16 protein-coding genes, 1 tRNA gene and 12 pseudogenes are annotated in these 25,002 nt (G+C 72.1%); 19 read left to right on the forward strand and 10 right to left on the reverse strand.

Features of this window, described 5'->3' with window-relative positions:
• Window positions 1-776, reverse strand: a pseudogene (locus UG55_RS38065) (phosphoenolpyruvate carboxykinase); the annotation flags it as partial.
• A 329-nt stretch (window positions 777-1,105) separates the two neighbouring features.
• Here UG55_RS38065 and UG55_RS38070 point away from each other — a divergent pair.
• The 3 genes and pseudogenes from UG55_RS38070 to UG55_RS38080 all read left to right on the forward strand — a co-directional run.
• Window positions 1,106-1,342 (forward strand): hemolysin III family protein (locus tag UG55_RS38070; RefSeq protein ID WP_396230932.1); only part of this gene is annotated, 237 nt, incomplete at its 3' end.
• 1 nt (window position 1,343) lies between these two features.
• A pseudogene (locus UG55_RS38075) lies at window positions 1,344-1,480 on the forward strand (hemolysin III family protein); the annotation flags it as partial.
• A gap of 1 nt (window position 1,481) precedes the next feature.
• Window positions 1,482-1,780: pseudogene (locus tag UG55_RS38080) on the forward strand (hemolysin III family protein); the annotation flags it as partial.
• A 515-nt stretch (window positions 1,781-2,295) separates the two neighbouring features.
• Here UG55_RS38080 and UG55_RS38085 read toward each other — a convergent pair.
• The 3 genes and pseudogenes from UG55_RS38085 to UG55_RS38090 form a co-directional block, all read right to left on the reverse strand.
• Window positions 2,296-2,833: pseudogene (locus UG55_RS38085) on the reverse strand (hypothetical protein); the annotation flags it as partial.
• Between the two features lie 120 nt (window positions 2,834-2,953).
• The coding region (locus UG55_RS16495) for a thioredoxin domain-containing protein (protein WP_242424635.1) at window positions 2,954-4,632 on the reverse strand (1,679 nt) is incomplete at its 5' end.
• A gap of 1 nt (window position 4,633) precedes the next feature.
• Window positions 4,634-4,963: pseudogene (locus UG55_RS38090) on the reverse strand (DUF255 domain-containing protein); the annotation flags it as partial.
• A gap of 210 nt (window positions 4,964-5,173) precedes the next feature.
• On the opposite strand from UG55_RS38090, the gene UG55_RS16500 reads away from it, so the two are divergent.
• The 3 genes and pseudogenes from UG55_RS16500 to arfB form a co-directional block, all read left to right on the forward strand.
• On the forward strand, window positions 5,174-7,727 hold a 2,554-nt coding region (locus UG55_RS16500), incomplete at its 3' end, for a class I tRNA ligase family protein (protein ID WP_242424636.1).
• Window position 7,728: 1 nt separating this feature from the next.
• Window positions 7,729-8,200, forward strand: a pseudogene (locus tag UG55_RS38095) (class I tRNA ligase family protein); the annotation flags it as partial.
• A gap of 31 nt (window positions 8,201-8,231) precedes the next feature.
• Window positions 8,232-8,672 carry an alternative ribosome rescue aminoacyl-tRNA hydrolase ArfB gene (gene arfB / locus UG55_RS16505; protein ID WP_066069693.1) on the forward strand — a complete coding sequence of 147 codons (441 nt, stop codon included), beginning with the start codon at window positions 8,232-8,234 and terminating at the stop codon, window positions 8,670-8,672.
• Window positions 8,673-8,771: 99 nt separating this feature from the next.
• On the opposite strand, the gene UG55_RS16510 is transcribed toward arfB, so the two are convergent.
• Both UG55_RS16510 and mca read right to left on the reverse strand, forming a co-directional pair.
• Entirely contained in the window at window positions 8,772-9,131 is a 360-nt protein-coding gene (locus UG55_RS16510) for a hypothetical protein (protein ID WP_066069581.1), read from the reverse strand.
• Between the two features lie 131 nt (window positions 9,132-9,262).
• Window positions 9,263-10,168 (reverse strand): mycothiol conjugate amidase Mca, encoded by a 906-nt coding sequence (mca, locus tag UG55_RS16515; protein ID WP_066069696.1) that lies wholly within the window; start codon window positions 10,166-10,168, stop codon window positions 9,263-9,265.
• A 475-nt stretch (window positions 10,169-10,643) separates the two neighbouring features.
• Here mca and greA point away from each other — a divergent pair, with 475 nt between their 5' ends.
• The 5 genes from greA (at window position 10,644) to UG55_RS16540 (ending at window position 16,691) form a co-directional block, all read left to right on the forward strand.
• Window positions 10,644-11,129, forward strand: coding sequence for a transcription elongation factor GreA (gene greA / locus UG55_RS16520; protein ID WP_066069585.1), 486 nt, complete (start codon window positions 10,644-10,646; stop codon window positions 11,127-11,129).
• Between the two features lie 248 nt (window positions 11,130-11,377).
• Window positions 11,378-12,799 carry a magnesium chelatase gene (locus tag UG55_RS16525; protein ID WP_396230933.1) on the forward strand — a complete coding sequence of 474 codons (1,422 nt, stop codon included), beginning with the start codon at window positions 11,378-11,380 and terminating at the stop codon, window positions 12,797-12,799.
• 82 nt (window positions 12,800-12,881) lie between these two features.
• Window positions 12,882-14,879, forward strand: a complete 1,998-nt coding sequence (locus UG55_RS16530; RefSeq protein WP_066069588.1) for a VWA domain-containing protein — start codon at window positions 12,882-12,884, stop codon at window positions 14,877-14,879.
• Between the two features lie 49 nt (window positions 14,880-14,928).
• Entirely contained in the window at window positions 14,929-16,098 is a 1,170-nt protein-coding gene (locus UG55_RS16535; RefSeq protein ID WP_242424637.1) for a serine protease, read from the forward strand.
• A 131-nt stretch (window positions 16,099-16,229) separates the two neighbouring features.
• Window positions 16,230-16,691 (forward strand): DUF2269 family protein, encoded by a 462-nt coding sequence (locus UG55_RS16540; protein ID WP_066069591.1) that lies wholly within the window; start codon window positions 16,230-16,232, stop codon window positions 16,689-16,691.
• On the opposite strand, the gene UG55_RS16545 is transcribed toward UG55_RS16540, so the two are convergent.
• The gene (locus UG55_RS16545; protein WP_066069594.1) at window positions 16,666-17,574 is read right to left on the reverse strand and encodes an alpha/beta fold hydrolase; all 909 of its coding nucleotides are present in this window, start codon (window positions 17,572-17,574) and stop codon (window positions 16,666-16,668) included. The genes UG55_RS16540 and UG55_RS16545 overlap by 26 nt on opposite strands.
• A gap of 269 nt (window positions 17,575-17,843) precedes the next feature.
• Between UG55_RS16545 and UG55_RS38100 the strand changes: the two are divergent.
• The 6 pseudogenes from UG55_RS38100 to UG55_RS38130 form a co-directional block, all read left to right on the forward strand.
• Window positions 17,844-18,315: pseudogene (locus UG55_RS38100) on the forward strand (MBOAT family protein); the annotation flags it as partial.
• A 35-nt stretch (window positions 18,316-18,350) separates the two neighbouring features.
• Window positions 18,351-19,339: pseudogene (locus UG55_RS38110) on the forward strand (MBOAT family O-acyltransferase); the annotation flags it as partial.
• A gap of 1 nt (window position 19,340) precedes the next feature.
• Window positions 19,341-19,511 (forward strand): annotated as a pseudogene (locus UG55_RS38115) (MBOAT family protein); the annotation flags it as partial.
• A gap of 260 nt (window positions 19,512-19,771) precedes the next feature.
• Window positions 19,772-20,512: pseudogene (locus UG55_RS38120) on the forward strand (DUF459 domain-containing protein); the annotation flags it as partial.
• 1 nt (window position 20,513) lies between these two features.
• Window positions 20,514-20,573: pseudogene (locus tag UG55_RS38125) on the forward strand (hypothetical protein); the annotation flags it as partial.
• Between the two features lies 1 nt (window position 20,574).
• Window positions 20,575-20,998, forward strand: a pseudogene (locus tag UG55_RS38130) (DUF459 domain-containing protein); the annotation flags it as partial.
• A 777-nt stretch (window positions 20,999-21,775) separates the two neighbouring features.
• Here UG55_RS38130 and UG55_RS16560 read toward each other — a convergent pair.
• Entirely contained in the window at window positions 21,776-22,183 is a 408-nt protein-coding gene (locus UG55_RS16560; RefSeq protein ID WP_066069602.1) for a hypothetical protein, read from the reverse strand.
• 111 nt (window positions 22,184-22,294) lie between these two features.
• On the opposite strand from UG55_RS16560, the gene UG55_RS16565 reads away from it, so the two are divergent.
• Both UG55_RS16565 and UG55_RS16570 read left to right on the forward strand, forming a co-directional pair.
• Window positions 22,295-22,522: a DUF4287 domain-containing protein gene (locus UG55_RS16565; protein ID WP_066069605.1), complete on the forward strand. Its 228-nt coding sequence runs from the start codon at window positions 22,295-22,297 to the stop codon at window positions 22,520-22,522.
• A gap of 39 nt (window positions 22,523-22,561) precedes the next feature.
• On the forward strand, window positions 22,562-22,972 hold the full coding sequence (locus tag UG55_RS16570) for a PPOX class F420-dependent oxidoreductase (protein ID WP_066069608.1): 411 nt from the start codon (window positions 22,562-22,564) through the stop codon (window positions 22,970-22,972).
• A gap of 50 nt (window positions 22,973-23,022) precedes the next feature.
• On the opposite strand, the gene UG55_RS16575 is transcribed toward UG55_RS16570, so the two are convergent.
• Entirely contained in the window at window positions 23,023-23,838 is an 816-nt protein-coding gene (locus UG55_RS16575; protein WP_066069610.1) for a Bax inhibitor-1/YccA family protein, read from the reverse strand.
• A 359-nt stretch (window positions 23,839-24,197) separates the two neighbouring features.
• Window positions 24,198-24,272, reverse strand: a tRNA-Leu gene (locus UG55_RS16580).
• Between the last annotated feature and the right edge of the window lie 730 nt (window positions 24,273-25,002).

Consider the following 25,002-nt stretch of genomic DNA (forward strand, 5'->3'; position numbering starts at 1 on the left):
GGCGAGGTCAGCTTGAGGATCAGCATGTGCTCGGCCAGCCACCCCTGGTCACGCGCCATGACCGAGGCGATACGCAGGGCGTAGCACTTCTTGCCCAGCAGGGCGTTGCCGCCGTAGCCGGACCCGTAGGACCAGATCTCGCGGGTCTCCGGGAAGTGGGTGATGTACTTCGTCTCGCTGCACGGCCACGGGACATCAGTAGCCCCCGGCTCCAGCGGGGCACCCAGCGAATGCACCGCCGGAACGAAAAACCCGTCGTCGCCGAGCTGCTCCAGCGCCGGCGCCCCCATACGGGTCATCGTGCGCATCGAGATCACGACATATGGCGAGTCGGTGATTTCCACGCCGAGCGCCGAGATATGCGACCCGAGTGGGCCCATGCAGAACGGGACGACATACATCGTCCGCCCCCGCATACAGCCGGCGAATAGCTCACCCAGCTTTACCCGCATCTCCGCGGGATCGACCCAGTTATTCGTCGGGCCGGCGTCCTCCGCCTTTTCCGAACAAATGAATGTCCGGTCCTCCACCCGGGCGACGTCGCTGGGGTCCGAGGCAGCATAGAAGCTGTTCGGACGTTTGTCGTCGGCAAGCCGGACCAGCGTGCCCTTCTCGATGAGCAGCGTCGTCAGCCGATCGAACTCGGACACCGAGCCGTCGCACCATTCAATACGGTCCGGCTGGGTGAGTTCGGCGATCTCGCGCACCCAGGCGATCAGCCTGGCGTGCTTGGTCGGGGCGGCGTCCAGCCCGGGAATCTGTGCCGCGGTCGTCACAGCTCACACCTCCGGTCGAGTTGACCTGTCGCGTTCTCGTCCCGTGTGCGAGTGCCCTCAGCCAGGTGCCGCGTTCGCACCCGAACACCACCAGACACCCAGGTACAAACCAGCGGGAAACGGGGCAGTTCGAGGCCGCGTTCAGGATCATTAGACTGTACCGCGCTTTCGGTGCAGAGTCGCGCGGTAGGCAGTGCGCGGAAACGTAGGATCCATCACGCACGGGGACAGACCGACCGGCGCCGACCGGCGCCGACCCGCTCCGCTTCGTGACCTCACACGAGGAGGGGATATCGTGCTCAGGCGTGGCGTCCCTCGCACGGCAGACCCTGGACACCGACGATGCAGCACGGAACGCGCATCCGCGTGACCTGGTGCGACCGCGCATGCGGGGGTGGCTACATGCCGGAGCATTCCCCGTCAGCCTTGCACTCGGCGTCATTGCGGTGGCACTCGCCCCGACACTGAGGGCTCGCATCGGGATGGGGGTTTACGCGCTTAGCATTGCGGCCCTGTTCGGCACCAGTGCCCTCTATCACCGTAAAATGTGGTCCACCTCACGCGCCNGCTCGCTGATGAAGCGCCTCGACCATTCGATGATCTTCGTGTTCATCGCTGGCACCTACACCCCCTTCGCGCTCATCGCGTTGCCCGAGCGCACCGCCGGAGTCGTGCTGGTCGTCGTGTGGAGCGGCGCGGCACTGNGGGTGCTGATGCGCATGCTGTGGCTGCACTCGCCGCGCTTCCTGATCGTGCCGCTCTACATCGCGCTCGGCTGGGTCGCTGTCTTCGTCATGCCCGAGCTGCTCCATCAGGCCGGGGTCGCGGCGTTCGTGCTGCTGGTGGTCGGCGGGGCCGGCTACAGCCTGGGCGCGCTGGTGTACGCCGCCCGCCGCCCCGACCCCGCACCGGGCACGTTCGGTTACCACGAGGTGTTCCACGCCTTCACCCTGGTCGCGGCCAGCTGCCACTACATCGCTTTGATGATCGCAATGCGCGGCTGACTCCCACACCCGACAACATGCCCGGTCGGGATGATCACCATGCCCGGCCGGCGGCCACTCGCCCGGTGACTACCCGCGCGCGAGAGCCATCGGCCCGCCATCCACTCGCCGGTGCCCGCTCGCCGGCATCCGCATTTGCGCAAAGCCGCATCTGCGCAGACGCGCATCCTTTGCCCGGCCTCGGTCGCGGCCACCGTCGGTGACGAAGTTCCGCGGCCGGCAAACGCACATTCACGGATGTACGGGAGGGTGTACGGGAGGCCGGCGCGGGGCTGGCCGGCGGCCGGCCGAGGGCACGGTTTGGGATCGTCCGGCCCGGGCCGACCGATATCGGCGATCAGGTCGCCGGGACGCCTAAATTCCCGGGCCCTCGGCGCGGATCTGCTCGACTTTTTCCATCGCTTCCCGCAGTCGGGCGAGCCAGGTGTCCGCGTTCTCCCCCACCAGCCGGACACACCAGGCGAGCGCCTCACTCCGGCTGCGCGCAACCCCGGAATCAACCAGGGTGTCCAGGNCCTGCCGCTCCGGCTGACGCAGTCGTGTCATCACCGGAACGGACAGCGTCGTGAACAGCTCGGTGGTACCGCCCAGGGTGACGCCCCAGGCCACCTTGCGCCCGAACCGCGCCTCGGCCTCCCGCGCCAGGCCGATCCGCAGGTCCCTGGTCTCCTCGCGGAAGTGGCGGACCCGGCCGCCCGGGTCCGCCACGGCTGATCCGGGCGTCGGACCCCCCGCGGCCGACAGACCGGCCGGGGTGAGCGGGCGGGCAGGCGGCGCCGGCGAGGCGGAAGGGGCCGGCGGGTCGGATGGGGCCGGCGGGTCGGATGGGGCCGGCGGGTCGGATGGGGCCGGCGGGTCGGATGGGGCCGGCGGGTCGGCCCGACCCAGCGCGCCGACCACCATGATCTCGTCCCGATCGACCGTCACTCTGGGTGGGCCGGTGAACCAGCCGTCGGGTATCCGGGCCGTGAACCACTCCGCGACGTCGTCCGCGGAGGCGGTGTCATCCCGGTCGCCTCCCCGGGCGGGCCCTCGTCCTCGAAGACCGGCCATGACAGTCCCCTCACTGGTCGGACGACATGCCTGCCGGGCGAGGACACGGCCCCGACCGAGCGGCCGGCCCCCGGGCGGGCCGCGGCCCACGCTACCGCCACAGCCACCCTGATTACATGCTTACAACATAATCCGAACGCCCAGTTTCGCCCGAACCTCCTCGGCCGTCGTCACCGGAAGCTCACAGACGAAGTCACGGCAGACATACACGGCAGGTTCGTCCCGGCCGGCGGCGAGCGGGCCGGCGGTGACGACGACCGCTCCGGGTGCGGTGCCGAGCCGCGCCAGCCGCTCCAGGTCCGGCCGGTCGACCACCGCGACCTCGGCGGGTCCGGCCAGCACCGCCTCCGCGACCGCTCCTGCCCAGCCGGCGAACCGGGCGTCCCGTGCCAGCAACGGCGTGAGCAGCCCCACCGTCGCCTCCGCGGCGTCACGATGCTCCGCCGAGCCGGTCAGCGCGGCGAAGGTCAGCAGCGCCCCCGCCACGGCGGCCTGCCCGGACGGGGTGGCCGAGTCGGAGGCCTCCCGCGGCCGCCGCAGCAGCGCCTCCGCATCGTCGGCGGTGTCGAAGAAGCCGCCGTCGGGTGCGGCGAAGCGCGCCCGCACAACATCGAGCAGCTCGCCCGCCAGCGTCAGCCACTGCTGGTCGGCGGTCACCTGGTACAGCGCCAGGTACCCCTCGGCGACGCACCCGTAGTCCTCCAGGACGCCCGCGTTCGGCCCGCGCCGCCCGTCCCGGCTGGTCCGCCACAGCCGACCTTCGTGCAGGTGGACGTCCCGCAGCAGCTCGGCGGCCCGGGTGGCGGCGGCGATCCAGCCGGGCTCGGCCAGCAGTGCGCCCGCCTCGGCGAGGGCAGCGATCGTGAGCCCGTTCCAGGCCGCGACGATCTTGTCATCCCGGGCCGGCTGCGGCCGGAGCGCCCGGGCCGCGGCCAGCGCGCTCCGGACCCGGGCGAACCGGGCCGGGTCGTCCGGATCGGCCGGCAGCATCAGCACCGAGGTGCCGTGCTCGAAGGTCCCGGGCTCGGTGACCGCCAGCACCCGCGCCGCCCAGGCGCCGTCGTCGGGGCCGAGGACCTCGACCAGTTGGGCGGGCGTCCAGGAGTAGCTCGCGCCCTCCTCCGGGTGCGCGCCGGGCTGCCCGGCGGGCACGGCGTCGGCGTCCAGCGCGGAGGCGAAGCCGCCCTCGGGGGTGCGCAGATCGGTGAGCAGGAACTCGGTGGTCTCCCGCACCACGCGCTCCGCCAGCGGCGAGCCGGTCGCCCGCCACAGGTGCAGGTAGACCCGCAGCAGCTGGGCGTTGTCGTAGAGCATCTTCTCGAAGTGCGGGACGGTCCACGTGTCGTCGACGCTGTAGCGGGCGAAGCCGCCGGCGAGCTGGTCGTAGATGCCGCCGCGGGCCATCCGCTCGCAGGTCGTGCGCACCATCTCCAGCGAGTGGTCGTCGCCGGCGCGCGCCCAGTGGCGCAGCAGCAGCTCGGCCACCATGGACGGCGGGAACTTCGGCCGCGGCCCGAAACCGCCGTGCCGGGCGTCGAACCGCTTGGTCAGCCCGGCGACCGCGCCGTCGAGCAGCTCGGCGGTGACCTTCGTGGCGGCGTCGGCTCCGGAACCGCCGCCGGGCAGCGCGACGACCTCCGCCAGCCGGCGGGCGATGTCCGCCCCGGCCTCCTCTATCTCCTCCCGGCGCTGGGTCCAGGCATCCACGATCGCCGTCATCACCTGGGTGAACGAGGTGCTGCCCGGACGCGGGCGGGGTGGGAAGTAGGTGCCGGCGAAGAACGGCTCCGCGGCGGGGGNGAGGAACACCGTCATCGGCCAGCCGCCGTGCCCGGTCAGGGCGACCGTGACGTCCATGTAGACCGAGTCGACGTCGGGGCGTTCCTCCCGGTCGACCTTGATGTTGACGAAGTGCTCGTTCATGTACGCGGCGATCTGCTCGTCCTCGAACGACTCGTGCGCCATGACGTGGCACCAGTGGCAGGAGGCGTAGCCGACCGAGAGGAGCACCGGCACACCGCGCGAGGTGGCCTCGGCGAACGCCTCGGGCCCCCAGGGCCACCAGTCGACCGGGTTGTCCGCGTGCTGCAGCAGGTAGGGGGACGTCTGCTCCGCGAGCTTGTTGGGCACCGCACCACCATGCCACCGCGACACTGCCGACAGCGACTGCCGCGGCACGGATACGCTGGAAGCCAGGAGTGATCCACACCGTTCCCCCGCTCCGGTCCACGACCGCCATCCCCGCCGCGACCCCCGCGGGCGCGCGGCCGCCCGTCGTCGGCCTGGGCGCGCGAGCGGGAACGGATCAACAGTGATCGATGTCTTGGGATGCGACCTGCGATGAACGAGCCCACCCGACGCGACACGCCCGCGGCGCCCGCGGGCGGCGACGCCGACCTGCCCCACCGCTACGACTCGCGGCTCGCCGCCGAGATCGAGAAGCGCTGGCAGCAGCGGTGGCTCACCGAGGGCACCTTCGAGTCGCCCAACCCGACCGGTCCGCTGTCCGAGGGCTTCGACGCCGTTCGCGGCCGGGACCCGTTCTACGTGCTGGACATGTTCCCGTACCCGAGCGGGACTGGTCTGCATGTGGGCCACCCGCTGGGCTACATCGGGTCGGACGTCTTCGCCCGCTTCCTGCGGATGACCGGCCGCCATGTGCTGCACACCTTCGGCTATGACGCCTTCGGGCTGCCCGCCGAGCAGTACGCCATCAACACCGGCCAGCACCCGCGGGTGACGACCGAGGCGAACATCGCGAACATGCGGCGGCAGCTGTCCCGGCTGGGCCTGGGCCACGACACCCGCCGGGAGATCGCGACCACGGACACCGACTACTACCGGTGGACTCAGTGGATCTTCCTGAAGATCTTCGGCAGCTGGTACGACGAGGCCGCCGGCCGGGCGCGGCCGATCGAGGAGCTGGTCGAGGAGCTCGAGAGCGGGCGCCGGTCCGCGGCCGGTCCGGGAACCCTGGAGGCGAACCCGGAGCAGGCCGAGTGGGCCGAGCTGTCCCCCGCCCAGCGGCGCCGCGTCATCGACGCCCACCGGCTCACCTACATCTCCGAGGAGCTGGTGAACTGGTGCCCCGGCCTGGGCACCGTGCTGGCCAACGAGGAGGTCACGCCGGAGGGCCGCAGCGACATCGGCAACTATCCGGTCTACCGGCGCCCGCTGCGCCAGTGGATGATGCGGATCACCGCCTACGCCGACCGGCTGATGTCGGATCTCGACCTGGTCGACTGGCCCGACTCCATCAAGCAGATGCAGCGCAACTGGATCGGGCCGAGTGACGGCGCCACCGTGCGCTTCTCCACCACCCCGGCCGCGAGCGGCGCCGGTACCGGTACCGGTACCGGGTCCCCGGTCGACATCGAGGTCTACACCACCCGGCCCGACACCCTGCCCGGGGCGAGCTTCCTGGTGCTGGCCCCGGAGCACCCGCTCGTCGACGCGCTGACCGCCGCCGCCTGGCCGGCGGGCACCCCGGCCACCTGGCGGTTCGAGCAGGAGCGCCCGGCCGGCACGCCCGACGGTGAGTGGAACCCGCGGGCCGCCGTCGACGCCTACCGGGTCTTCGCCGGCCGGCGCAGCGACCGCCAGCGCGGCGGCGCCGAGATCGACCGCACCGGCGTGTTCACCGGGACGTACGTGACCAACCCCGTCGGCGGCGGCGAGATCCCGGTCTTCCTGGCCGACTACGTCCTGCTCGGCTACGGCACCGGGGCGATCATGGCGGTGCCGGCGCACGACGAGCGGGACTTCTCCTTCGCCCGCGAGTTCGGCCTCCCCGTCACCGCGGTGCTGGAGCCCGGCGAGGCCTGGCTGGCCGAGCATGGGCTGCCCGCCGGGGCACCCGCCTCGTCCTGGCCCGAGTCCTTCGCCGGCGAGGGCGCCTACCTGCCCGGCCCGCCGGACCGGCCGGTGCTGGCCGGCCTGTCGAAGGACGAGGCGATCAAGACGACCGTAGGCTGGCTGGAGGATGCCGGCCGCGGCCGGGCGACCCGCTCCTACCGGCTGCGCGACTGGCTGTTCTCCCGCCAGCGGTACTGGGGCGAGCCGTTCCCGATCCTCTTCGACGACGAGGGCCTGCCGGTCGCGGTGCCCGAGGACCTGCTGCCGGTCGAACTGCCCGAGATGACCGACTTCCGGCCACGGGCGATGGCCGACGACGACGAGAGCGAGCCCGTCCCGCCGCTGGCGAGAGCCACGGAGTGGACCACGGTGACCCTCGACCTCGGTGACGGCCCGCGCCAGTACCGACGCGAGACGAACACGATGCCGCAGTGGGCCGGCTCCTGCTGGTACTACCTGCGCTACCTGGACCCGACGAACTCGGAGCGCTTCGTCGACCCGGCCGTCGAGCGCTACTGGATGCACTCCGACCGCGGGCCCGCCGGCGACGGCGGCGTCGACCTGTACGTCGGCGGCGTCGAGCACGCCGTGCTGCACCTGCTCTACGCCCGCTTCTGGCACAAGGTGCTCTACGACCTGGGCCTCGTCTCGACCAGGGAGCCGTTCAAGCGCCTGTACAACCAGGGCTACATCCAGGCCGACGCGTTCACCGACTCCCGCGGCATGTACGTCGCCGCCGCCGAGGTCGTCCGCGGCGAGGACGGGACGTACACCCACGACGGAGTTCCGGTGAACCGGCGCTCCGGCAAGATGGGCAAGAGCCTGAAGAACAGCGTCAGCCCGGACGAGATGTACGACAGCTACGGGGCCGACACGCTGCGGGTCTACGAGATGGCGATGGGGCCCCTGGATGCCCACCGCCCCTGGCGCACCGACGACATCGTCGGCTCCTACCGCTTCCTGCAGCGGCTCTGGCGCAACATCATCGACGAGGAGACCGGCGAGCCCCGGGTGCGGGACGTCGCGCTGGACGACGAGGNCGCCCAAGCCCTGCACCGGACGATCCTGACCGTGCGGGCCGACTACGCCGAGCTGCGGTTCAACACCGCGGTCGCCCGCATGATCGAGCTGACGAACCTGGCCAGCAAGCACTTCGGCGCCGGCCTCGCCGGGCCGCCGCGGGAGCTGGCCGAGGCGATGGTGCTGATGACGGCGCCGCTGGCACCGCACATCACCGAGGAGCTGTGGGCCCGGCTCGGCCACACCGGCTCGGTCTCCACCGTGCCCTTCCCCGAGGGCGACGAGTCCCTGGCCGCCGCCTCCACCGTTCGGCTGCCGGTGCAGGTCAACGGCAAGGTCCGCTTCACGATCGATGTCGTGCCCGACGCGGACGAGGCGGCCGTGCGCCAGGTGCTGGAAGCCCACCCCGACTACTCCCGGCACACCGCCGGCAGGACGGTGAAGCGTCTGATCGTCGTCCCGGGCCGGATCGTCAACATCGCGTTGGGCTGACGGCCGTCCGAAGCGCTGAAACGATGTGACGATGCTGCCGGAGGTACTGGTGATCCGGCCGGGTTTTCAGATCCCGGCCGGGGAGCTCGGCTGGCGTTACTCCCGCTCGACGGGCCCCGGCGGGCAGTCGGTGAACACCTCGGACAGCCGGGTGGAGCTGTCCTTCGATGTGGCCGGGGCACCCTCCGTGCCCGAGCAGTTGCGCGCCCGGGCGCTGGCTCGCCTCGAGGGGCGGCTGGTGGGCGGGGTGCTGACCCTCGCCGCGTCCGAGCATCGCTCCCAGCTCCGGAACCGGGAGGCGGCGCTGGAACGACTGGCCGCCCTCCTGCGGGAGGCCACCGCCCCACCGCCGCGGCCGCGGCGGCCGACCCGGCCGAGCCGCGGCTCGGTGGAGCGGCGCCTGGCCGGAAAGAAGCTCCGCGGGCAGGTCAAACGCGGGCGCGGCGGCCGGCACCCGGGCGCCGACGACTGACCGCGGCGCGTGACCGAGACACGTGACCGAGACACGCCCCGGCCGACTACCGACCGGGGCGCGTCGAACCGACGACCGACCTGCGCTGGCCTGATCCGGTCAGGCCGGGTCGGGCCCCGCGTCCTGCTCGGTCTTCTTCCCGGCCCGCTGCCGGGGGAGCTTCCCGCCCGCCTCGGTGCCGGGCCCGCCCTGCTCCGCGGCGCCCGCCGCACCGGCGGTCGAACGCACGGCGCCGGCGCCCCCCACCGGCGCGTCGGGCGAGGCCCCGCGGGAGGCCTTCACCCCGTGGGCCGCGCCGAACTCGCCACTGGCGACGTTCATCCGCATCCGGCGCAGGCTCTTCGAGAGGAACACGAAGAGCCCGGCCGACGCCAGGATCAGCGCGAAGACCACGAGGGCACCACTGGTACCGGTGCCGATCTCCGCGGCCAGCCGCAGTCCGCCTGACCTGTCATCCACCGACCGACACCTCCCATCCGTTCCGGCTGTCCGTTTCCGGCTGTTCCACCGGCCGTTCCGCCAGTTGTTCCGCCAGTTGTTCCGCCGGCCCGTACCCGGTCTCGTTCGACCNTACGCGGCGCGCCCGATCCTCAACGGATCCCGTTGAACAGATCGTCCTCGGGCAGCGTGCCCACCTCGATCAGTGAACGGGCGAGCTGGTAGTCCTCGGTCGGCCAGGACTCCCGCTGCAGCTCGAGCGGCACCCGGAACCACGGACCATCCGGGTCGACCTGGGTCGCGTGCGCCAGCAGCGCCCGGTCGCGGACCTCGAACCACTCCTCGCAGCGCACCCGGGTGGTCAGCCGGCCGGCGTCCTCGGCGCGGTCGATCCACTCGTCCAGCCGCTTGGCGTAGGGCGACTCCAGGCCGGCGGCGCGCATGCCCTGGTGCAGCGCGAGGATGCGCTCCTTGTGAAAGGTGAGGTGGTAGTAGAGCTTCAGCGGCTGCCAGGGTTCCAGCCCCGCCTCGACGCCGACCTCCGGATAGCGCGCCGGATCACCCGCGGCCTCGAACGCCTCCACGGTGATCCGGTGGGTCATGATGTGATCCGGGTGCGGGTACCCGCCGTTCTCGTCATAGGTCGTCACGACCTGCGGGCGGAACTGGCGGATCAGGCGCACCAGCGGGCGGGCCGCGTCGGCGAGTGGGAGGGTGGCGAAGCTCCCCTCCGGCAGCGGCGGCAGCGGGTCACCTTCGGGTAGTCCCGAGTCGACGAAGCCGAGCCACTCGTGGCCCACACCGAGGATCCGCCGCGCCCGTTCCATCTCCTCACGCCGGACCTCCGGCATGCGGGCGAGGACCTCGGGCGAGTCCATGGCCGGGTTGAGGATGCTGCCCGCCTCGCCCCCGGTACATGTCGCCACCAGCACCTCGATGCCCTCATGGGCGTAGCGGGCCATCGTCGCCGCGCCCTTGCTGGACTCGTCGTCGGGATGCGCGTGGACGGCCATGAGCCGTAGGCCACGCTCCTGTTCGGCCGGGAGCATGCAGCCCATTGTGGCGGACGCCGGGAGCGTTGCGGCGGACGCGGGAAGCGCCGCGGCCGACTCCGGCGAGAGCACGCGGCGGCGGGATGCGACGAACGAGACCCAGTTCACTTTCGATCTGGAAAAGTTACCCTGCGCCGTGGCACAATACACCGTCCGCGTACACCTGCAGACCCAAGATCGCAACCGGGCAGCCAGGCGTTTGACGGACTGACATCGTTGGCAGACCGACATCGTCGTCGGTCCGGCCAGGGCGGCCATCGCTCACGGTCGCGGCGCTTGTCAACCACGACGGCCCCGCGCGCTGTGGAACGGTGTCGGGGTGGCCCGATCCCCGCTCGGCCCGATTCGGGCCGGCTGGCGCGGCCTGGGCTGCCCCGCTCGGGTGCTCCACGGGCTGAGGGCCGTCGTGGTCGAACCACCGGGAGCAATGCTCCCCTCCGATAAAGTAAGAACTTTGGTATCCCTCGAGGAGCGTGACGCGTTGACGCAGCAGACCTGGCTCACCCAGGAGGCCTACGACCGACTTCGCTCCGAGCTCGACTACCTCACGGGCACGTGGCGTACCGAGATCGCCGCGAAGATCGAGGCCGCCCGTGAGGAAGGCGACCTGCGGGAGAACGGTGGCTACCACGCTGCCAAGGAGGAGCAGGGCAAGCAGGAGGCCCGCATCCGCCAGCTGATGGACCTGCTCCGGGACGCGCAGGTCGGCGAGGCCTCCGCCCCCGTCTCCGGCGAGGCCGGGCCCGGGATGATCGTCGAGATCAGGTTCCCCGGCGAGCGGGAGACGGAGAAGTTCCTCATCGGCTCCCGCGAGGACCACAGCGCGAGCATCGAGGTGTTCTCCCCCGCCTCTCCCCTGGGCGGCGCCGTCACCGGCCACAAGGCCGGCGAGACGGTCAGCTACACGCTGCCGAACGGGCGCTCGGCCAAGGTGGAGATCGTCGCGATCGCGCCCTACGTGCCGTAAGCGCCGCAAGGCCCGACGGCCCGACGGCCGGCGACAGGCCCCGCGCGGGCGCCCGATAACCCCCGCGCGGGCGGCGCGCCCGGCAAACCGGACCACTACGCCATAAGCGGACGACACTCCGGTCCGCTGCGCGGCGGCCGGTGTCGACGTACCGTCTGCTGGTGGCAGATCCGCCGGCTCCGCACAGTCCGTCCACGCCCTCGACGCAGTCCCCCGCCGCCGGCGCGGCGGTTCCCACCGCGTCCGCGCTGTCCGCGCCCAGCTCTCCGCCGAGCGCGACAACCCTCGCTGATTTGCGCCTATCCGGCCATCGTCACCGCTCGGTACGGGCCGAGCTGCGCGAGAACCTCCTTGCCAGGATGCGGGCCGACGAGCCTCGCTTCCCCGGCATCGTCGGCTTCGACGACACCGTCCTCCCGCAGGTGGAACGGGCCCTGCTCGCGGGGCACGACATCGTGTTCCTGGGCGAGCGGGGCCAGGGCAAGACCCGCCTGATCCGGACCCTGGTCGGGTTGCTCGACGAGTGGTCGCCGGCCGTGGCCGGCTGCGAGATCAACGACCATCCGTACGCCCCGGTCTGCGGCCGGTGCCGACTCCTGCTCGCCGAGGTGGGCGACCGGCTGCCCATCACCTGGCGGCACCGTGCCGAGCGGTTCGGGGAGAAGCTCGCCACCCCCGACACCAGCGTCGGCGACCTGATCGGTGACGTCGACCCGGTCAAGGTCGCCGAGGGCCGCACGCTCGGCGACCCCGAGACGGTGCACTACGGGCTCGTGCCCCGCACCAACCGCGGCATCTTCAGCGTGAACGAGCTGCCTGACCTGGCGGAACGCATCCAGGTGGCGTTGCTCAACGTGCTGGAGGAGCGGGACATCCAGGTTCGCGGCTACCTGCTTCGGCTGCCGCTGGACCTGCTTCTGGTCGCCTCGGCGAACCCGGAGGACTACACCAACCGCGGCCGCATCATCACCCCGCTCAAGGACCGCTTCGGCGCCGAGGTCCGCACCCACTACCCGCTCCGGCTGGACGACGAGCTGCGGCTCATCCGCCAGGAGGCCGTGATCTCCTGGGCCGGTTCGCCGCTGGGTGCCCCCGAGCTGCCCGACCACCTGGTCGAGGTGGTGGCCCGCTTCACCCGCCTGGTCCGCGACGCCCCGCAGGTCGACCAACGCTCCGGGGTCTCGGCCCGGCTCGCGGTGGCCGCGGCCGAGACGGTCGCCGCCTCCGCCGTCCGGCGGGCGGCGCTGACCGGTGAGGACACCGCGACCGCGCGGGTCGTCGACCTGGCCGCCATCGTCCCGGCCGTCCGGGGCAAGGTCGAGTTCGACCAGCTGGAGGAGGGCCGCGAGGACGAGATCCTGGCGCTGATGCTGCGCCGGGCGCTCGCGGAGACCTTCCGCGCCAGGCTGGCCGGCACCGACCTGTCGGGCCTGCAGCAGCGCTTCGAGCGCGGCACGGTGGAGACCGGTGATCTCGTGCCGGCCGCCGAGCTGCTGCGCCGGGTCGGGCCGGTGCCCGGCCTGGCGGCGATCCTCACCCGCCTGGACGTCGACGGCGCCGAGTCCCCGGGCCTGGCCGCCGCCGCCCTGGAGCTGGCGATGGAGGGCCTTTACCTCGACCGCCGGCTCGCCAAGGAGGAGCTGCCCGGCCGGACGGTGTACGGAGGCTGACCAGTCGGCACCGGTCCCGGACGAGCAGCCGCCACCCCGCCAGAGGACATCCAGCAAGCGGTAGGCCACGCAGGAGGCACCGGTGAGTTCCGGACTGTTCCGATACGGCCCGTGGGACGGGGGGGCCGACCCGCTGGCGTCTCCCTTCTCCGCGACGGATGCCGTCGACGAGATGTCCCACCAGATCCTGGAGGGCCGCACGCCACGGGAGGCGCTGGACGCCCTGCTGCGCCGCGGCATGTCGGGCCGCCGCGGGCTGGACGACCTGCGCCGCGCCGTCGAGCGGCGTCGCCGGGAGGCCCGTTCCCGCGGCCGGCTCGACGGCACACTGGAGGAGGTCCGCCGGCTGCTCGACACCGCGGTCGGGCAGGAGCGGGCGGCCCTGTTCCCCGACCCCGGGGACGAGGCCCGGATGCGCGAGGCGGAGCTGGACGCGCTGCCGTCCGACGCGGCCCGCGCGGTCCGGGAGCTGGCCGACTACGACTGGCGCTCGCCGCAGGCCCGGGAGACCTACGAGCAGATCTCCGACCTGCTGCGCCGCGAGGTGCTCGACGCGCAGTTCCGCGGGATGAAGCAGGCGCTGCAGGGCGCCTCGCCGCGGGACCTGGCCCGGGTCCGCGAGATGGTCGGTGACCTGAACGATCTGCTGGAGGCGCGGGGCCGGGGTGAGGACACCCAGGCCCGCTTCGAGGAGTTCATGCGCCGGCACGGCGAGTTCTTCCCGGAGAACCCGCGGGACCTGGAGGAGCTGATCGACGCGCTGGCCCGCCGGGCGGCCGCCGCCCAGCGGCTGCTGGCCGGGCTGACCCCCGCCCAGCGCCAGGAGCTCGCCGACCTGATGGCCACCGCGATGGAGGACCTGGGCCTGGCCGGGGAGATGTCCCGGCTGTCCCAGGCGCTGCGCTCCGCCCGCCCGGGGCTGGACTGGGGCGGGCGCGGGCGCGGCCGCGGCCGCGGGCGCTTCTCCGACGCGATGAACGGCGGTGAGCCGCTCGGCCTCGGCGACGCGACCAGCGCCCTGGAGGAGCTCGCGGAACTCGACGAGCTCGCCGCCGCGCTCGGCCAGGACTACCCCGGTGCCTCACTGGACGACGTCGACCCCGAGGCCGTCGCGCGGGCTCTCGGCCGGACGGCCGTCGACGACCTGCGCCAGCTTCAGCAGGTCGAGCGGGAGCTGGAGCGGCAGGGCTTCATCACCCGGCGCGCCGGCGCCCTGGAGCTCACCCCCCGGGCGGTGCGGCGGATCGGCGAGACGGCGCTGGCCCGCATCTTCCGCGACACGACCGCCCGCGGGCGCGGCGATCACACCGACACCGACGCGGGTTCCGCCGGAGACCTCCTCGGCACCTCGCGGCGCTGGCAGTTCGGCGACACCCAGCCGATCGACGTGGTCCGCACGGTGCGCAACTCGCTGCTGCGGGCCGGCCCGCCCGGCCCGGGCCGGCGGATCCGGCTGACCGTCGACGACTTCGAGGTCGCCGAGACGGAGCGGCGCACCAGCGCCGCCGTCTGCCTGCTCGTGGACCTGTCCTACTCCATGGCGCTGCGGGGCAGCTGGGGGGTGGCGAAGTCGACGGCGCTCGCGCTGCACTCGCTCGTCACCACGCGTTTCCCCCAGGACAAGGTGCACATCATCGGTTTCTCCGACTACGCCCGGGAGCTTCGCCCGGTCGAGCTCGCCGGTCTGGACTCCGAGATGGTGCAGGGCACGAACCTGCAGCACGCGCTGCTGATCGCGGGCCGCCTGCTGCGCCGTTACCCGGACGCCGAGCCCGTGGTCATGGTCGTGACGGACGGTGAGCCCACAGCGCATCTGCAACGCGACGGTACGACGTCCTTCTCCTGGCCGCCGATGCCCGAGACCCTGGAGCTGACGCTCGCGGAGGTCGACCGGCTGACCCGGCGCGGAGTCACGATCAACGTCTTCATGCTCGACGACGAGCCGCGGCTCGTGCGGTTCGTCGAGGAGATGGCCCGGCGCAACGGCGGCCGCGTGCTCTCGCCGGATCCGGACGCGCTCGGCAACTACGTCATCCGGGACTACCTGCGTTCCCGCGGTGCCGGGAGGGTGGCTCGCTGAGCCACCGAGGCCAGCACTATCAGTTATAGAGGTGCTACTGTGCGCGCTCGTGGTGGCAGAGTGCGAGCACACTGACGATCATGAAGCTGATCGAGGCCGGCCCGGCAGGCACCGGCGGCCGCCGGGCGGCAGGCTGCGGCCGGGGAGAAGTCCCGGCCGCCGCGGCCGCACCGCCGCGGCCGCCGTCATCCTCTGCACCCTCGCGTCGATCCCCTCGCTGGCGGCCGCTGCCACCGGAAGCGGCCAGCCCACGACGCAGCCGAGGACCGGATCCGTACTCACCCGGGAACTGCCCGGGCCCTTCTCGGGCCGCTACTCCGTGCCCCTGGCGCCCCCGTACGCGGAGCCGCTGTCCGCCCCGGTCGCCTCGACCGACGAGGAGCAGGCCCGGATCCACGCGTACTGGTCCTATGAACGGCGCACCCGCGCCCAGGCCGCCGTCCCGGCCGGACGGGACGACAAACCGCGCCCCTCCCGGCTGGACGGCCCGACCGCGACGGACCGGGCCCAGCGGCCGACCGGCCCCCCACCGGCGAGCACCGGAGCCCCGTACACCCACGGCGGTCTGGTGACCCGGACGGTGGGCCGCCTGTTCACCACGATCCGCGGCATCGACTACGCCTGCTCCGCGACCGTGGTGTCCAGCCTCGGAGGTGATCTCGCGGTGACCGCGGGTCACTGCCTGCACGAGGGCGCGGGCGGGGTCTTCTCGACCAACGTGGCCTTCATGCCCGGCTACGCCGACGGCTCGCTGCCCTACGGACTGTGGACGGCCCGCCGCATCACGGTCACCCCGGCCTGGGGCCTGCGCGGCGACTTCGACTACGACGCCGGGTTCATCCTGTTCAACACGCGCGGCGGGCGCCACATCCAGGACGTCGTCGGCGCCCAGCGGATCGCCTTCAACCAGCCGCGGACCTCGGCCCAGTACGCCTTCGGCTACCCGCGGATCGGGCAGTACGACGGCGAGCGGCTGATCTACTGCGCCGGCTCGCCCTCGGCCGACCCCTACGGCACCGCCTCGCTGGGCCTGGCCTGCGACATGACCGGCGGGGCCAGCGGCGGCCCGCTGATGGTCGGGCTCGGCCGGGCCGGGCCGGGTGTCGGCTGGGTCGACAGCGTCGTCAGCTACGCCTACGCCGGGGACGCGGAGACGATCTACGGCACCTACTTCGGCCGCGCGATCGAACTCCTCTACTACCAGTCGGCCGAACTCTGACAGGCGGCCGAACTCTGACAGGCAGCCGAACTCTGACAGGCAGCCGAACTCTGACAGGCAGCCGAACTCGGCCGGCCCACCCGGCACGGCCCCGTCTCCGCACCGCGCCGCGCGGTCGATACGGTCTGGTCATGCCTCATTCGGGCAGCTACGGACTCGTCCTGACACTGCATGTCCTGTCTGCCGTCCTGCTGGTCGGTCCGCTTTGCGTGACGACGGCCGCGGCGCCCCGGCTGGTACTGGCCGGGCCCGCCGGCCTGCCCCGGTTGCGGGCGGCGGCCCGCTCGACCCGGTACTACCCGCCCGCGACCGTTCTGGTGGCCCTGTTCGGGCTGGTGATCCTGCGGGAGGGATCCTTCGGCAGCGTCCGCCGGATCAGCGATCCCTGGCTCACCGCCTCCATCACGCTGTGGCTCGTCGCGGTGGCGGTCAGCCTGGCCGTGGTGTCCCCGCGGCTGCGGCGAGCCATCGAGGAGATCGAGGGCGGCGGCGACGCGCACCGCCACCTCCCACTGATCACGATCGGCGCCGCCACCGCGGTCACCTGCTGGGTGCTGGTGATCGTCCTCATGGTGGTGAAACCGGGGTCCTGAGCGCCGAGCGCAGCGATTCGCCGTGGTGGGCGATGTCGTCGAGCCGGTCCAGCAGGCGCGCCCAGATCTCGCGCGGCAGATCGTGCGCCATCCCGTCGATCTCCAGCAGCTCCGCGGACGGGACGGCGGCCGCCGTGAGGCGCCCACCGCGCACGGGGATCAGCGGGTCGTGACTGCCGTGCACGACGAGTGTCGGCACCCGCAGCCCCCGCAGTGCCTCCGAGCGGTCCGCGGCTACCAGGATCGCCGCCAGCTGCCGGGCGACCCCGGCCGGGTTCTGCCGTCGCTCCCAGAGCACCCTTGAACGGCTTTGCAGCCAGGGGACGTCCACCGCGAACTCGGGTGAGCCGATCACCCTCGCGGACTCCTCCGCGCGGCCGATGAACTCCTCCAGGCTGCTCGGGCTGGGCCGCAGCAGCAGCGCGACGGCCTCCTCCGACGGCTTCACGCTGTGGTCGCCGGGGTGCGACATCACGGAGGTCAGGCTGCGCACGCGCTCCGGGCTGTTCAGCGCCAGCAGCTGGGCGATCATGCCACCGAGGGAGACCCCCAGCACATGGGCCGAGTCGAGGCCGAGCGCGTCCAGGAGCCCGAGGGTGTCGGCGGCCATGTCCTCCAGGCCGTAGGGCGCGAGCTCGGTCCGGCCCGACACGATCCCGACCAGATCGGGCGGCCCGTGCCAGTCCAGGTGGGTCGAATGTCCCACGTCACGGTTGTCGAAGGCGATCACGTGGTAGCCGCGCCGGACCATGCTCGCCACCAGGTCGGGGTGCCACCCGACCAGGTGCTGCCCGAGCCCGCCCACCAACAGCAGCGGCCGGCCGTCAGGATCACCGTGCGTCTCGACGGCCAGCTCGATGCCGTTGGCCGGAACGATTCTCATGACCGGGACGGTAGCGACCCCATGGCCGTCTCGTCAGTACACGGCCACGCATTCGGCTTCAGGTCACCCCCATCGGTAACCCCGGCCGGTGGGCGGCCGGGGCGGGACGCCCGGCTGGCCCCGGCCCGCGAGGGGTCGTCCCGGTCGTCTCGTACCGATTCCGGGGCAGGACGTGTGTCGAAGGCACGTCGGGAAGCGCGCCGGCCGCCCTTCAACTACTTTCAGTAGTCGACGATCCTCTCTCCGTAGCAGACGCGGGACGGTTACGCGTGGTATTTCCAACGATCGAGTTCGCCGCGTTCCTGGTGATCGTCATGGCCGTCTCCTGGCTTCTGATGCCGATACCAGCACTGTGGAAACCGTTCATCCTGGGCGCTTCCTATTTCTTCTACTCCTACGCGGACGCCCGGTTCGTACTGCTGATCATCGCATCGACTCTGATCAACCAGACCGCCGCCGTCGCGATCCACCGCTGGCGGGACCGGCGGATCCTGATCGCCGCCATCGTGTGCGATCTCGGCCTGCTGGGCTGGTTCAAGTACTACGGTTTCTTCGCCCTGTCCGTGGACCGCGCGCTACAGGACGTGGGACTTCCCGCCCCGCTGCCGCTGCTACAGGTGGCGCTGCCCATCGGAATCTCCTTCTTCACCTTCCAGGCCATCTCCTATGTGATCGACGTGTGGCGCGGGGACATCCGTCCCGTATCACTTGTCGACTTCGCGGTGTACGAGGCGTTCTTCCNGCATCTGGTCGCCGGGCCGATCGTGCGGGCCAGNGAGTTCACTCCCCAGCTCGCCAGCCCGCGCGACCCGAGCCAGGTCCAGGTGACCAGGGCGATATTTCTCATCGGTGGCGGCCTGGTGAAGAAGGTCGTCCTGGCCGATCTGCTCGCCACCAGGATCGTCGACCCGGTCTTCGACGCGCCCGGCCAGCATTCGTCCGGGGAGATCGCGGTCGCCGTCTACGGATATGCCGTGCAGATCTACTGCGACTTCTCCGCCTACTCGGACATAGCGATCGGGGTCGCACTGCTGCTCGGCTTCCGGTTCCCCGACAACTTCGACCGGCCCTACGCCGCCGTCAGCCTGCAGGACTTCTGGCGCCGCTGGCACATGACGCTGTCCCGCTGGCTTCGGGACTACGTCTACCTGCCGCTGGGCGGCAACCGCCGGGGTCGCCGGCGGACATACGTCAACCTGCTGATCACCATGGTTCTCGGTGGTCTGTGGCATGGCGCGGCCTGGACGTTCGTCATCTGGGGCGCGCTGCACGGCGGCGGGCTCGCGGCCGAACGCGCCTGGCGGGCACGTCGCCGCACCGGCCCACCGAAAGGCGCCGGGCCGGCCGGCGCCACCGGGCCCGCGGTCGTGCCCCAGGTACCGCTGCCCACGCCCTCGCGGGAATCCCCACGGGCTCCGGGCAGCCAGCCGGGATCCGGGAATCCGTCCGCTCCGGCGACACTGACCGGCCCGGCCTTTCCGTCGGGAGAGGCGGACCCCCTCGGTGCCGGGCTGGCCGCCCAGATCGCCGAACCAGCGGGCGTGAAAACGGCGACAACCCTCGCACCGGCTCCCGCACCGATACCTGTCCCGGCCTGGAGTCCTCGGACCTGGATCTCCCGGATCATCGTCTTTCACTTCGTCTGCGTGGCCTGGGTCCTGTTCCGATCCCCCGACCTCGGAACGGCCACCGAAATATTCACCCGCCTGTTCACCGCGGGCGGGCCGTCGCCGCTGGTCACCACCACGGTCCTGGTGGCGATCGCNGTCGGCCTGGGGGCGAGTGCCGTCCCGCGCTGGTGGTGGATTCGCGCCCAGGACGTGTTCGCGGCCCGTCGACTGGGGGCGCAGATCGTCGCCGTGGTCGCGTTCCTGCTGGTCATGTACGCATTCGTCGGCCAACAGGACGTCGCGCCCTTCATATACTTCCGGTTCTGAACGGATTTCAGGTCCGAACACGCACGTGTTCGGCTCACCGGCCGGTGACGAGACGAAACAGATCAGCTGGTGATTCCCGGACCTTGAACCCGACAGCCACCACTTCGGGCAACCCCACTCCAGTGGCCGGTGGGGATTGGCTCGGCAGCAGTGACAATCGCCCCGAACCGGGTTCGGTCCCAGTTCGGGGAGCACCATTCAGGATCATCACTTAAAGTAATGACCCGAGCGCAGAATCCCGAGGACGGCGGAGAGAGGTCATGACGCAGCGCGACGAGCCGACGGCTTCGGCGCCTTCCGCGCCTGCTCCACGCCGAGATGCCGACGGGCCGGCGAAGACACCACCCCGGCAGGAGACACCACCCCGGCAGGAGACACGGCGGGCAGCGGAGGCGGGCGCCGAGACCAGCCAGCTCCGCCCGCATGCGCTGTCTGTTCCCTCCGCGGAACAGGCAGCGGGCACCGCCGAAGAAGGGGCCGCGCCGGCGCGGCGGACGCCGACCATGTCGGCCCGGCGCGCGCTGGTGCTGGTGGCCGCCTGCCTCGGGTTGTTGGCGGTCCTGCGCACGTCCGCGATGGTGCACGCCGGAGAGGGCATGCCTCCTGGCACCACCCGAGATCTGGTGCTGGGTGTGGCCCGCCCGCTCGACCGGATCACGTCCACGCTGTTCCTCGACCGGCCCGACCGGATGCTGACCCGGGCGTTCGGGCACCCGGATCCCGGCGCCGCGAAGGCGGACAGCTCCGAACTCGCCGCCGCGGCGGCACTGGCCGAACCGTCGGCCGCGAGCGGCGGCAGCCGGGACGCCAAGCCGGCCCCCGCCGTCCAGGCCGCCCCGCTACGAACACCGACCGCGGCCGCGCCGCTGCGGCTGCTGGTCACTGGTGACTCGCTGACCGAGTCACTGGGCCCGACGATCACCAACACCGCTCCGGCCGCGATCCACGCCGAGACCGACACCCGCTTCGGCACCGGGCTCGTGCGCCCCGACTTCTTCGACNGGGCGACCCACGCCCGCCAGCAGATCACTGACCGCAACCCCGAGGCGGTGGTGGCCATCANGGGCGGCAACGACGGGCAGGGCATCACCCTCCCGGACGGCAAGATACTGCCCCCGGGCACGGACGAATGGGCGGCGGAGTACCGCCGGCGGGCCATCGTCCTGATGCGCATCTGGTCGGACGGCGGCAACCGCCGGGTCTACTGGCTAGGTCTGCCACCCGCCCGGTCCACCACCCTGAACGGCTACTTCGCGCGGATGAACGAGTCGACCCGGGCGGCGGTCGGGCAGATCCCGGGGGCTCGGTTCCTCGACCTGGCCCCGGCGCTGTCGAACGGCGGCCAGTACACCGACTACCTCACGGACGCCGGCGGTCATTCCGTACTGATCCGCACTCGTGACGGTGTGCACCTGACCCTGGACGGAGCCCGGATCGCCGCCGGTCCCGTGCTCGGTACCCTGGAGGAGGACTGGCACCTGCGCTGATGCGCAGGCGCAGGCGTGCGCAGGCGCGGGCGCAGGCGTGCGTGGGCGCGGGAGCGGGAGCGGCGCAGGCGAGTGCGCTCGGCGGAGGTGCGGGGGGGTTCCCGGCGGGAGCGCGGGCGGAGGTGCGGGCGGGTTCCCGGCGGGAGCGCGGGCGGAGGCGCGGAGGGTGCGTTCGGTGATCTGACGATGCTGGTCAGCATTTCGAGCACGAGCGCGGCAGTGCCGATCCCGCACCTGAAGAGCTTCTTGTGTCTCCCACCGAGACGCCTTGACAACCACGGCGACGCAGGCACCGCAACCCCTGCGAACGAAGGACACAAGGAGCCCTTCAGTCGCCGTCGGCGAATCCTCCCGGACCCGCGCCACACGGGTGGGCGACGGCTGCCGCGGCGCCTGCCGGCGCGCTGAAAGCCCAGGCAGCCCCATTACCGCGCTGTCCCGCGCCATGCCCGCAGCCCCATGACCGCACCGCGGCGGGATCTTCACCAGCCCAGACGTCCACCGACGGGATCGTGGACATCGAACAGCCGGCACGACGCGGTCCCCGCACCAGCCCGGAGCCGCCACCCACCGCACCCCACGGCCACCCCAACAACCGCGAAATCACGCCGATCAGACAGCCATGTCACCGAAACGCTCGACGCGGCCCCGCAGCCCGGCCTGGCACCGCGCCGGCCAGGCGCCCGAAACTCGGCCTGGCGCCCCACTGGCACCCGGCCTCGGGTCAAGCCCCGGCATCCTGCCCCGAACGCCTGACCTTGATCCACGAAAAGCCGCCTAGTGCGGCCGGAATCCGAAACCGGGTCCGTCGAGATCGGCCCTGGCGGCGGTCACCGCCGCGTGCGCCCGCGCAGTCAGCCCCGCCGCATGCCTGCCGGCACCGGTGCGCCCCGCGGCCGGGCTGGCCGCCGGCTCGGCCGCGATCGCGGCGAGGAAGTCGTCCGCCAGCACGATGAGCTGATCGGGCAACGCGTGATCGGCGACCCGCGGCGGACGGACCCCGGGTGGCGCGCCACTGCCGGCCTGCCCGCCCAGCAGGGCCAGCTCGTCGATCAGCGCGCGGAGGCGGTCGGCTCTCGTCCCACCCGTGGTGACCCGCACATCCCAGGCCGAACCCGTCCAGCCTCGGGCCCTGGAGACCAGGAGGCTGGTCTGCCGGGCGACCTCGCGGAGCGAATCCGACATCCGGTAAGGATACCTGCGGTCCGCCACGCCACGCCTTGCTCCGGTCCGCGGTGNGGCGCACGCTTGCCTCATGTCCCGCTGACGTCACCGCCCAGTCGTCTGGAGGCGCGCATGTCGCCGTATCTCTCTCCGCAGACCCACCAGAGCCTCATCGAGCGCATCCCCAAGGCGACGGGGCACGATCTGGGCCACTGGCTGGCCCGGCTCAACGAGGGCCCGGGGCTGCTCCGGTTCTCGGAGCGGGTCGGCTGGCTGCGGGACATGCACGGGCTACCCCACCGGTTCGCCGCCGCCGTGGTGCAGGAGGCGGACCTGCGCCGGCACGCGATCCAAGTCTGACCGCCCGCCGGCAGGTCGGTCGCGGACGAGAATGGACCGGTGGACCTCGCAGCCGCCCGTGCCTTCGTCCGAGACCATCACCACGCGGTGCTGGCCACCACCCGCCGCGACGGCACGCCGCAGATGTCACCGGTGCTGGTCGGCGCCGGCCAGGACGACGCGCTGCTGATCAGCACCCGCACCACCGCGCTGAAGGTGGCCAACATCGCCCGCGAGCCACGCGTCCACCTCTGCGTCCTGCCGGACGGCTTCTTCGGGCCCTGGGTCCAGATCGCCGGTACCGCCGAGATCGTCCGGTTGCCCGAGGCCCTTGACCTGCTCATCGCCTACTACCGGCAGATCTCGGGCGAACATCCGGACTGGGACGGCTACCGCGCCGCGATGGAGCGGGAACGGCGGTGCGTGATCAGGGTGACGCCCACGGCCGCCGGCCCGGACCGCTCCGGGTGACCCGCGGGCCAGGGTGACCCAGGGGCGGACCGCCGGGGCGTGGACCCGGGCTACTGGCGGAGTTTGGACAGCAGCCGCAGCAGCTCCAGGTACACCCACACGAAGCCGACGAGCAGGCCGAACGCGGCCCGCCAGGCCTCCTCACGCGGGGCTCCCGCGGCGACGGCACGCTCGATGAAGTCGAAGTCGAGGATGAACTGCAGGCTGGCCACCGCCAGCACGGCGACACTGAACAGGATGCCGAGCGGCGACGGGTCGTTCATCACCGGAAGATGGCTGCCGGAGACGGCCCTGACGACGAGATCGGTGATGCCGAGCAGGACGACGCCGAGCAGCGCCCCGGTGACGATCCTGGCCATGCGGGGGGTCGCCCGCAGACGCCGGCTGCGGTAGGCGACCAGCATCGCGACGAAGACCAGCGCGGTTCCGAGCAGGGCCTGCAACACGATTCCGGAGAAGGCGGACTCGTAGAAGCGGGAGACTCCGCCGACCAGCAGGCCTTCCAGCCCGGCGAACACCACCACCAGCGGCGGGCTGATGCGCGCCCGGAAGGAGATCACGAAGCTCAGCGCGAGCGCGGCGACCCCGGCGCCGAGGGCGATGCCCGGCGAGTCAGGCGAGAGGTACCAGCCGACGCCCGCACCGACCAACATCACCGCGAACACGCCGAGCGTGTGCATGACGACGTCGTCGTAGGTCAGCCTGTCCCGCACCGGAATGGGCGGCGGTGGCGGCGGGTATCCGGGCCCCTGGGGCCACGCTCCGGGCTGCCACGAACCCGCCGGCGGGGCGGGCGGCGCGGGCGGACGGGTCTGCCCGAAGCCGCTCCGGGTGAACGCCGGGTTGGACGAATGCAGTTCCGCCATCGACCTGGACCTCCCCAGCCTGCCCACGGGAACCGCCCCGCGTGGTGATCGCACAGTACAACGCCCGCCGCCACCGCACCGTTCCGCGCAGGCACGCCGGGTGCCCGCCTCGAATGCACGGACTGCTCGCCCCGGGTGCACGNGGTGCCCACCTGGCCACGACGAGCTGTTCAGTGATCGACCCAGAGCGCAAAAAGGGGCATACGGGGCGGGCGGGGATCCAACCGAGCCGCAGATCCGCCTCGTCGCATACGAGAACAGGCGATCAACGTTCCGACAAAGCGACCTTTGGCGCCGTCGACCGCCCAGCGGCCGCCAGCCTCAGGGGCAATACGAGGCGGACGGCCGACATTGATAGGTGCCGGTGGTCGGAGTCGAACCGACACTCGAGCTGTTTTTAGGACAGCCTCCTCTACCTGTTGGGATACACCGGCTCGTGCACATCGCTGATGTTTCTACCACGCTACGTAGGGTCTGGGAATAACGCACCGCAGGAAAAGTCGTACGGACCGGCCGAGCCGGACGAATTCGTGACTCCTGGTGACGACAGCGACGCACTTGCCGTCGTCTCGCGCCGAGCGGTCACCTGCCGGTTCGAATCCGAGGGGGGCCGGTCGGGCCCGGCGGTGCGCAAGGTAGCGCGCGGATCTCACCCTCCCGGACGACCAACGATCAAGAATACCGAATCGCCCGAGGTGCCCGGCCGCGGGCCGACCGGTGTCACCTGGATCACTCGGGCGAGCGGACCCGCACGTCGCAGCGGTCGAGGCCAACATCGGCGGCCGGGTCGCGGGCCGGCCGCACAACCACTGCGACGGCTACGGTTACAGGCCCTTCACCTGCCGGAACCCACGCCCGACCGACGGATCTGCCCGACGTCACCACCCCCCCGTACCCACCGGGAACCACTCTCGGAGCCGCCGGTCGCGGCGGGATGCCCGCGGCGCCCGCCGGCCCGGGGCCACCTCAGCCCCGACGCGGGCGACGGCCCGGCGGCCGGCGCGGTGGGCGATGCCACACCGCGGGCGCCCGCGGCACCGCCGCCCGGCATCGGGACGCGCCGCGGCCCGTCCGGCTCACCGGGAGGCCGGGGCCGGCTCCGCCACCGGCGACCGGCCGGTGACGGAACGGGTCCGCCGGCCGCCGGAGCCGGCACTCGAGCGG

The sequence above is a fragment of the Frankia sp. EI5c genome (genome assembly GCF_001636565.1).
Lineage (GTDB): Bacteria > Actinomycetota > Actinomycetes > Frankiales > Frankiaceae > Parafrankia.

Coding starts and splice junctions, on each gene's coding strand:
- arfB (WP_066069693.1), top strand. CDS start 8,232: ATGCTGCCGGAGGTACTGGTGATCCGGCCGGGTTTTCAGATCCCGGCC.
- mca (WP_066069696.1), bottom strand. CDS start 10,168: ATGGGCTGCATGCTCCCGGCCGAACAGGAGCGTGGCCTACGGCTCATG.
- UG55_RS16540 (WP_066069591.1), top strand. CDS start 16,230: ATGCCTCATTCGGGCAGCTACGGACTCGTCCTGACACTGCATGTCCTG.
- UG55_RS16545 (WP_066069594.1), bottom strand. CDS start 17,574: ATGAGAATCGTTCCGGCCAACGGCATCGAGCTGGCCGTCGAGACGCAC.
- UG55_RS16560 (WP_066069602.1), bottom strand. CDS start 22,183: ATGTCGGATTCGCTCCGCGAGGTCGCCCGGCAGACCAGCCTCCTGGTC.
- UG55_RS16565 (WP_066069605.1), top strand. CDS start 22,295: ATGTCGCCGTATCTCTCTCCGCAGACCCACCAGAGCCTCATCGAGCGC.
- UG55_RS16575 (WP_066069610.1), bottom strand. CDS start 23,838: ATGGCGGAACTGCATTCGTCCAACCCGGCGTTCACCCGGAGCGGCTTC.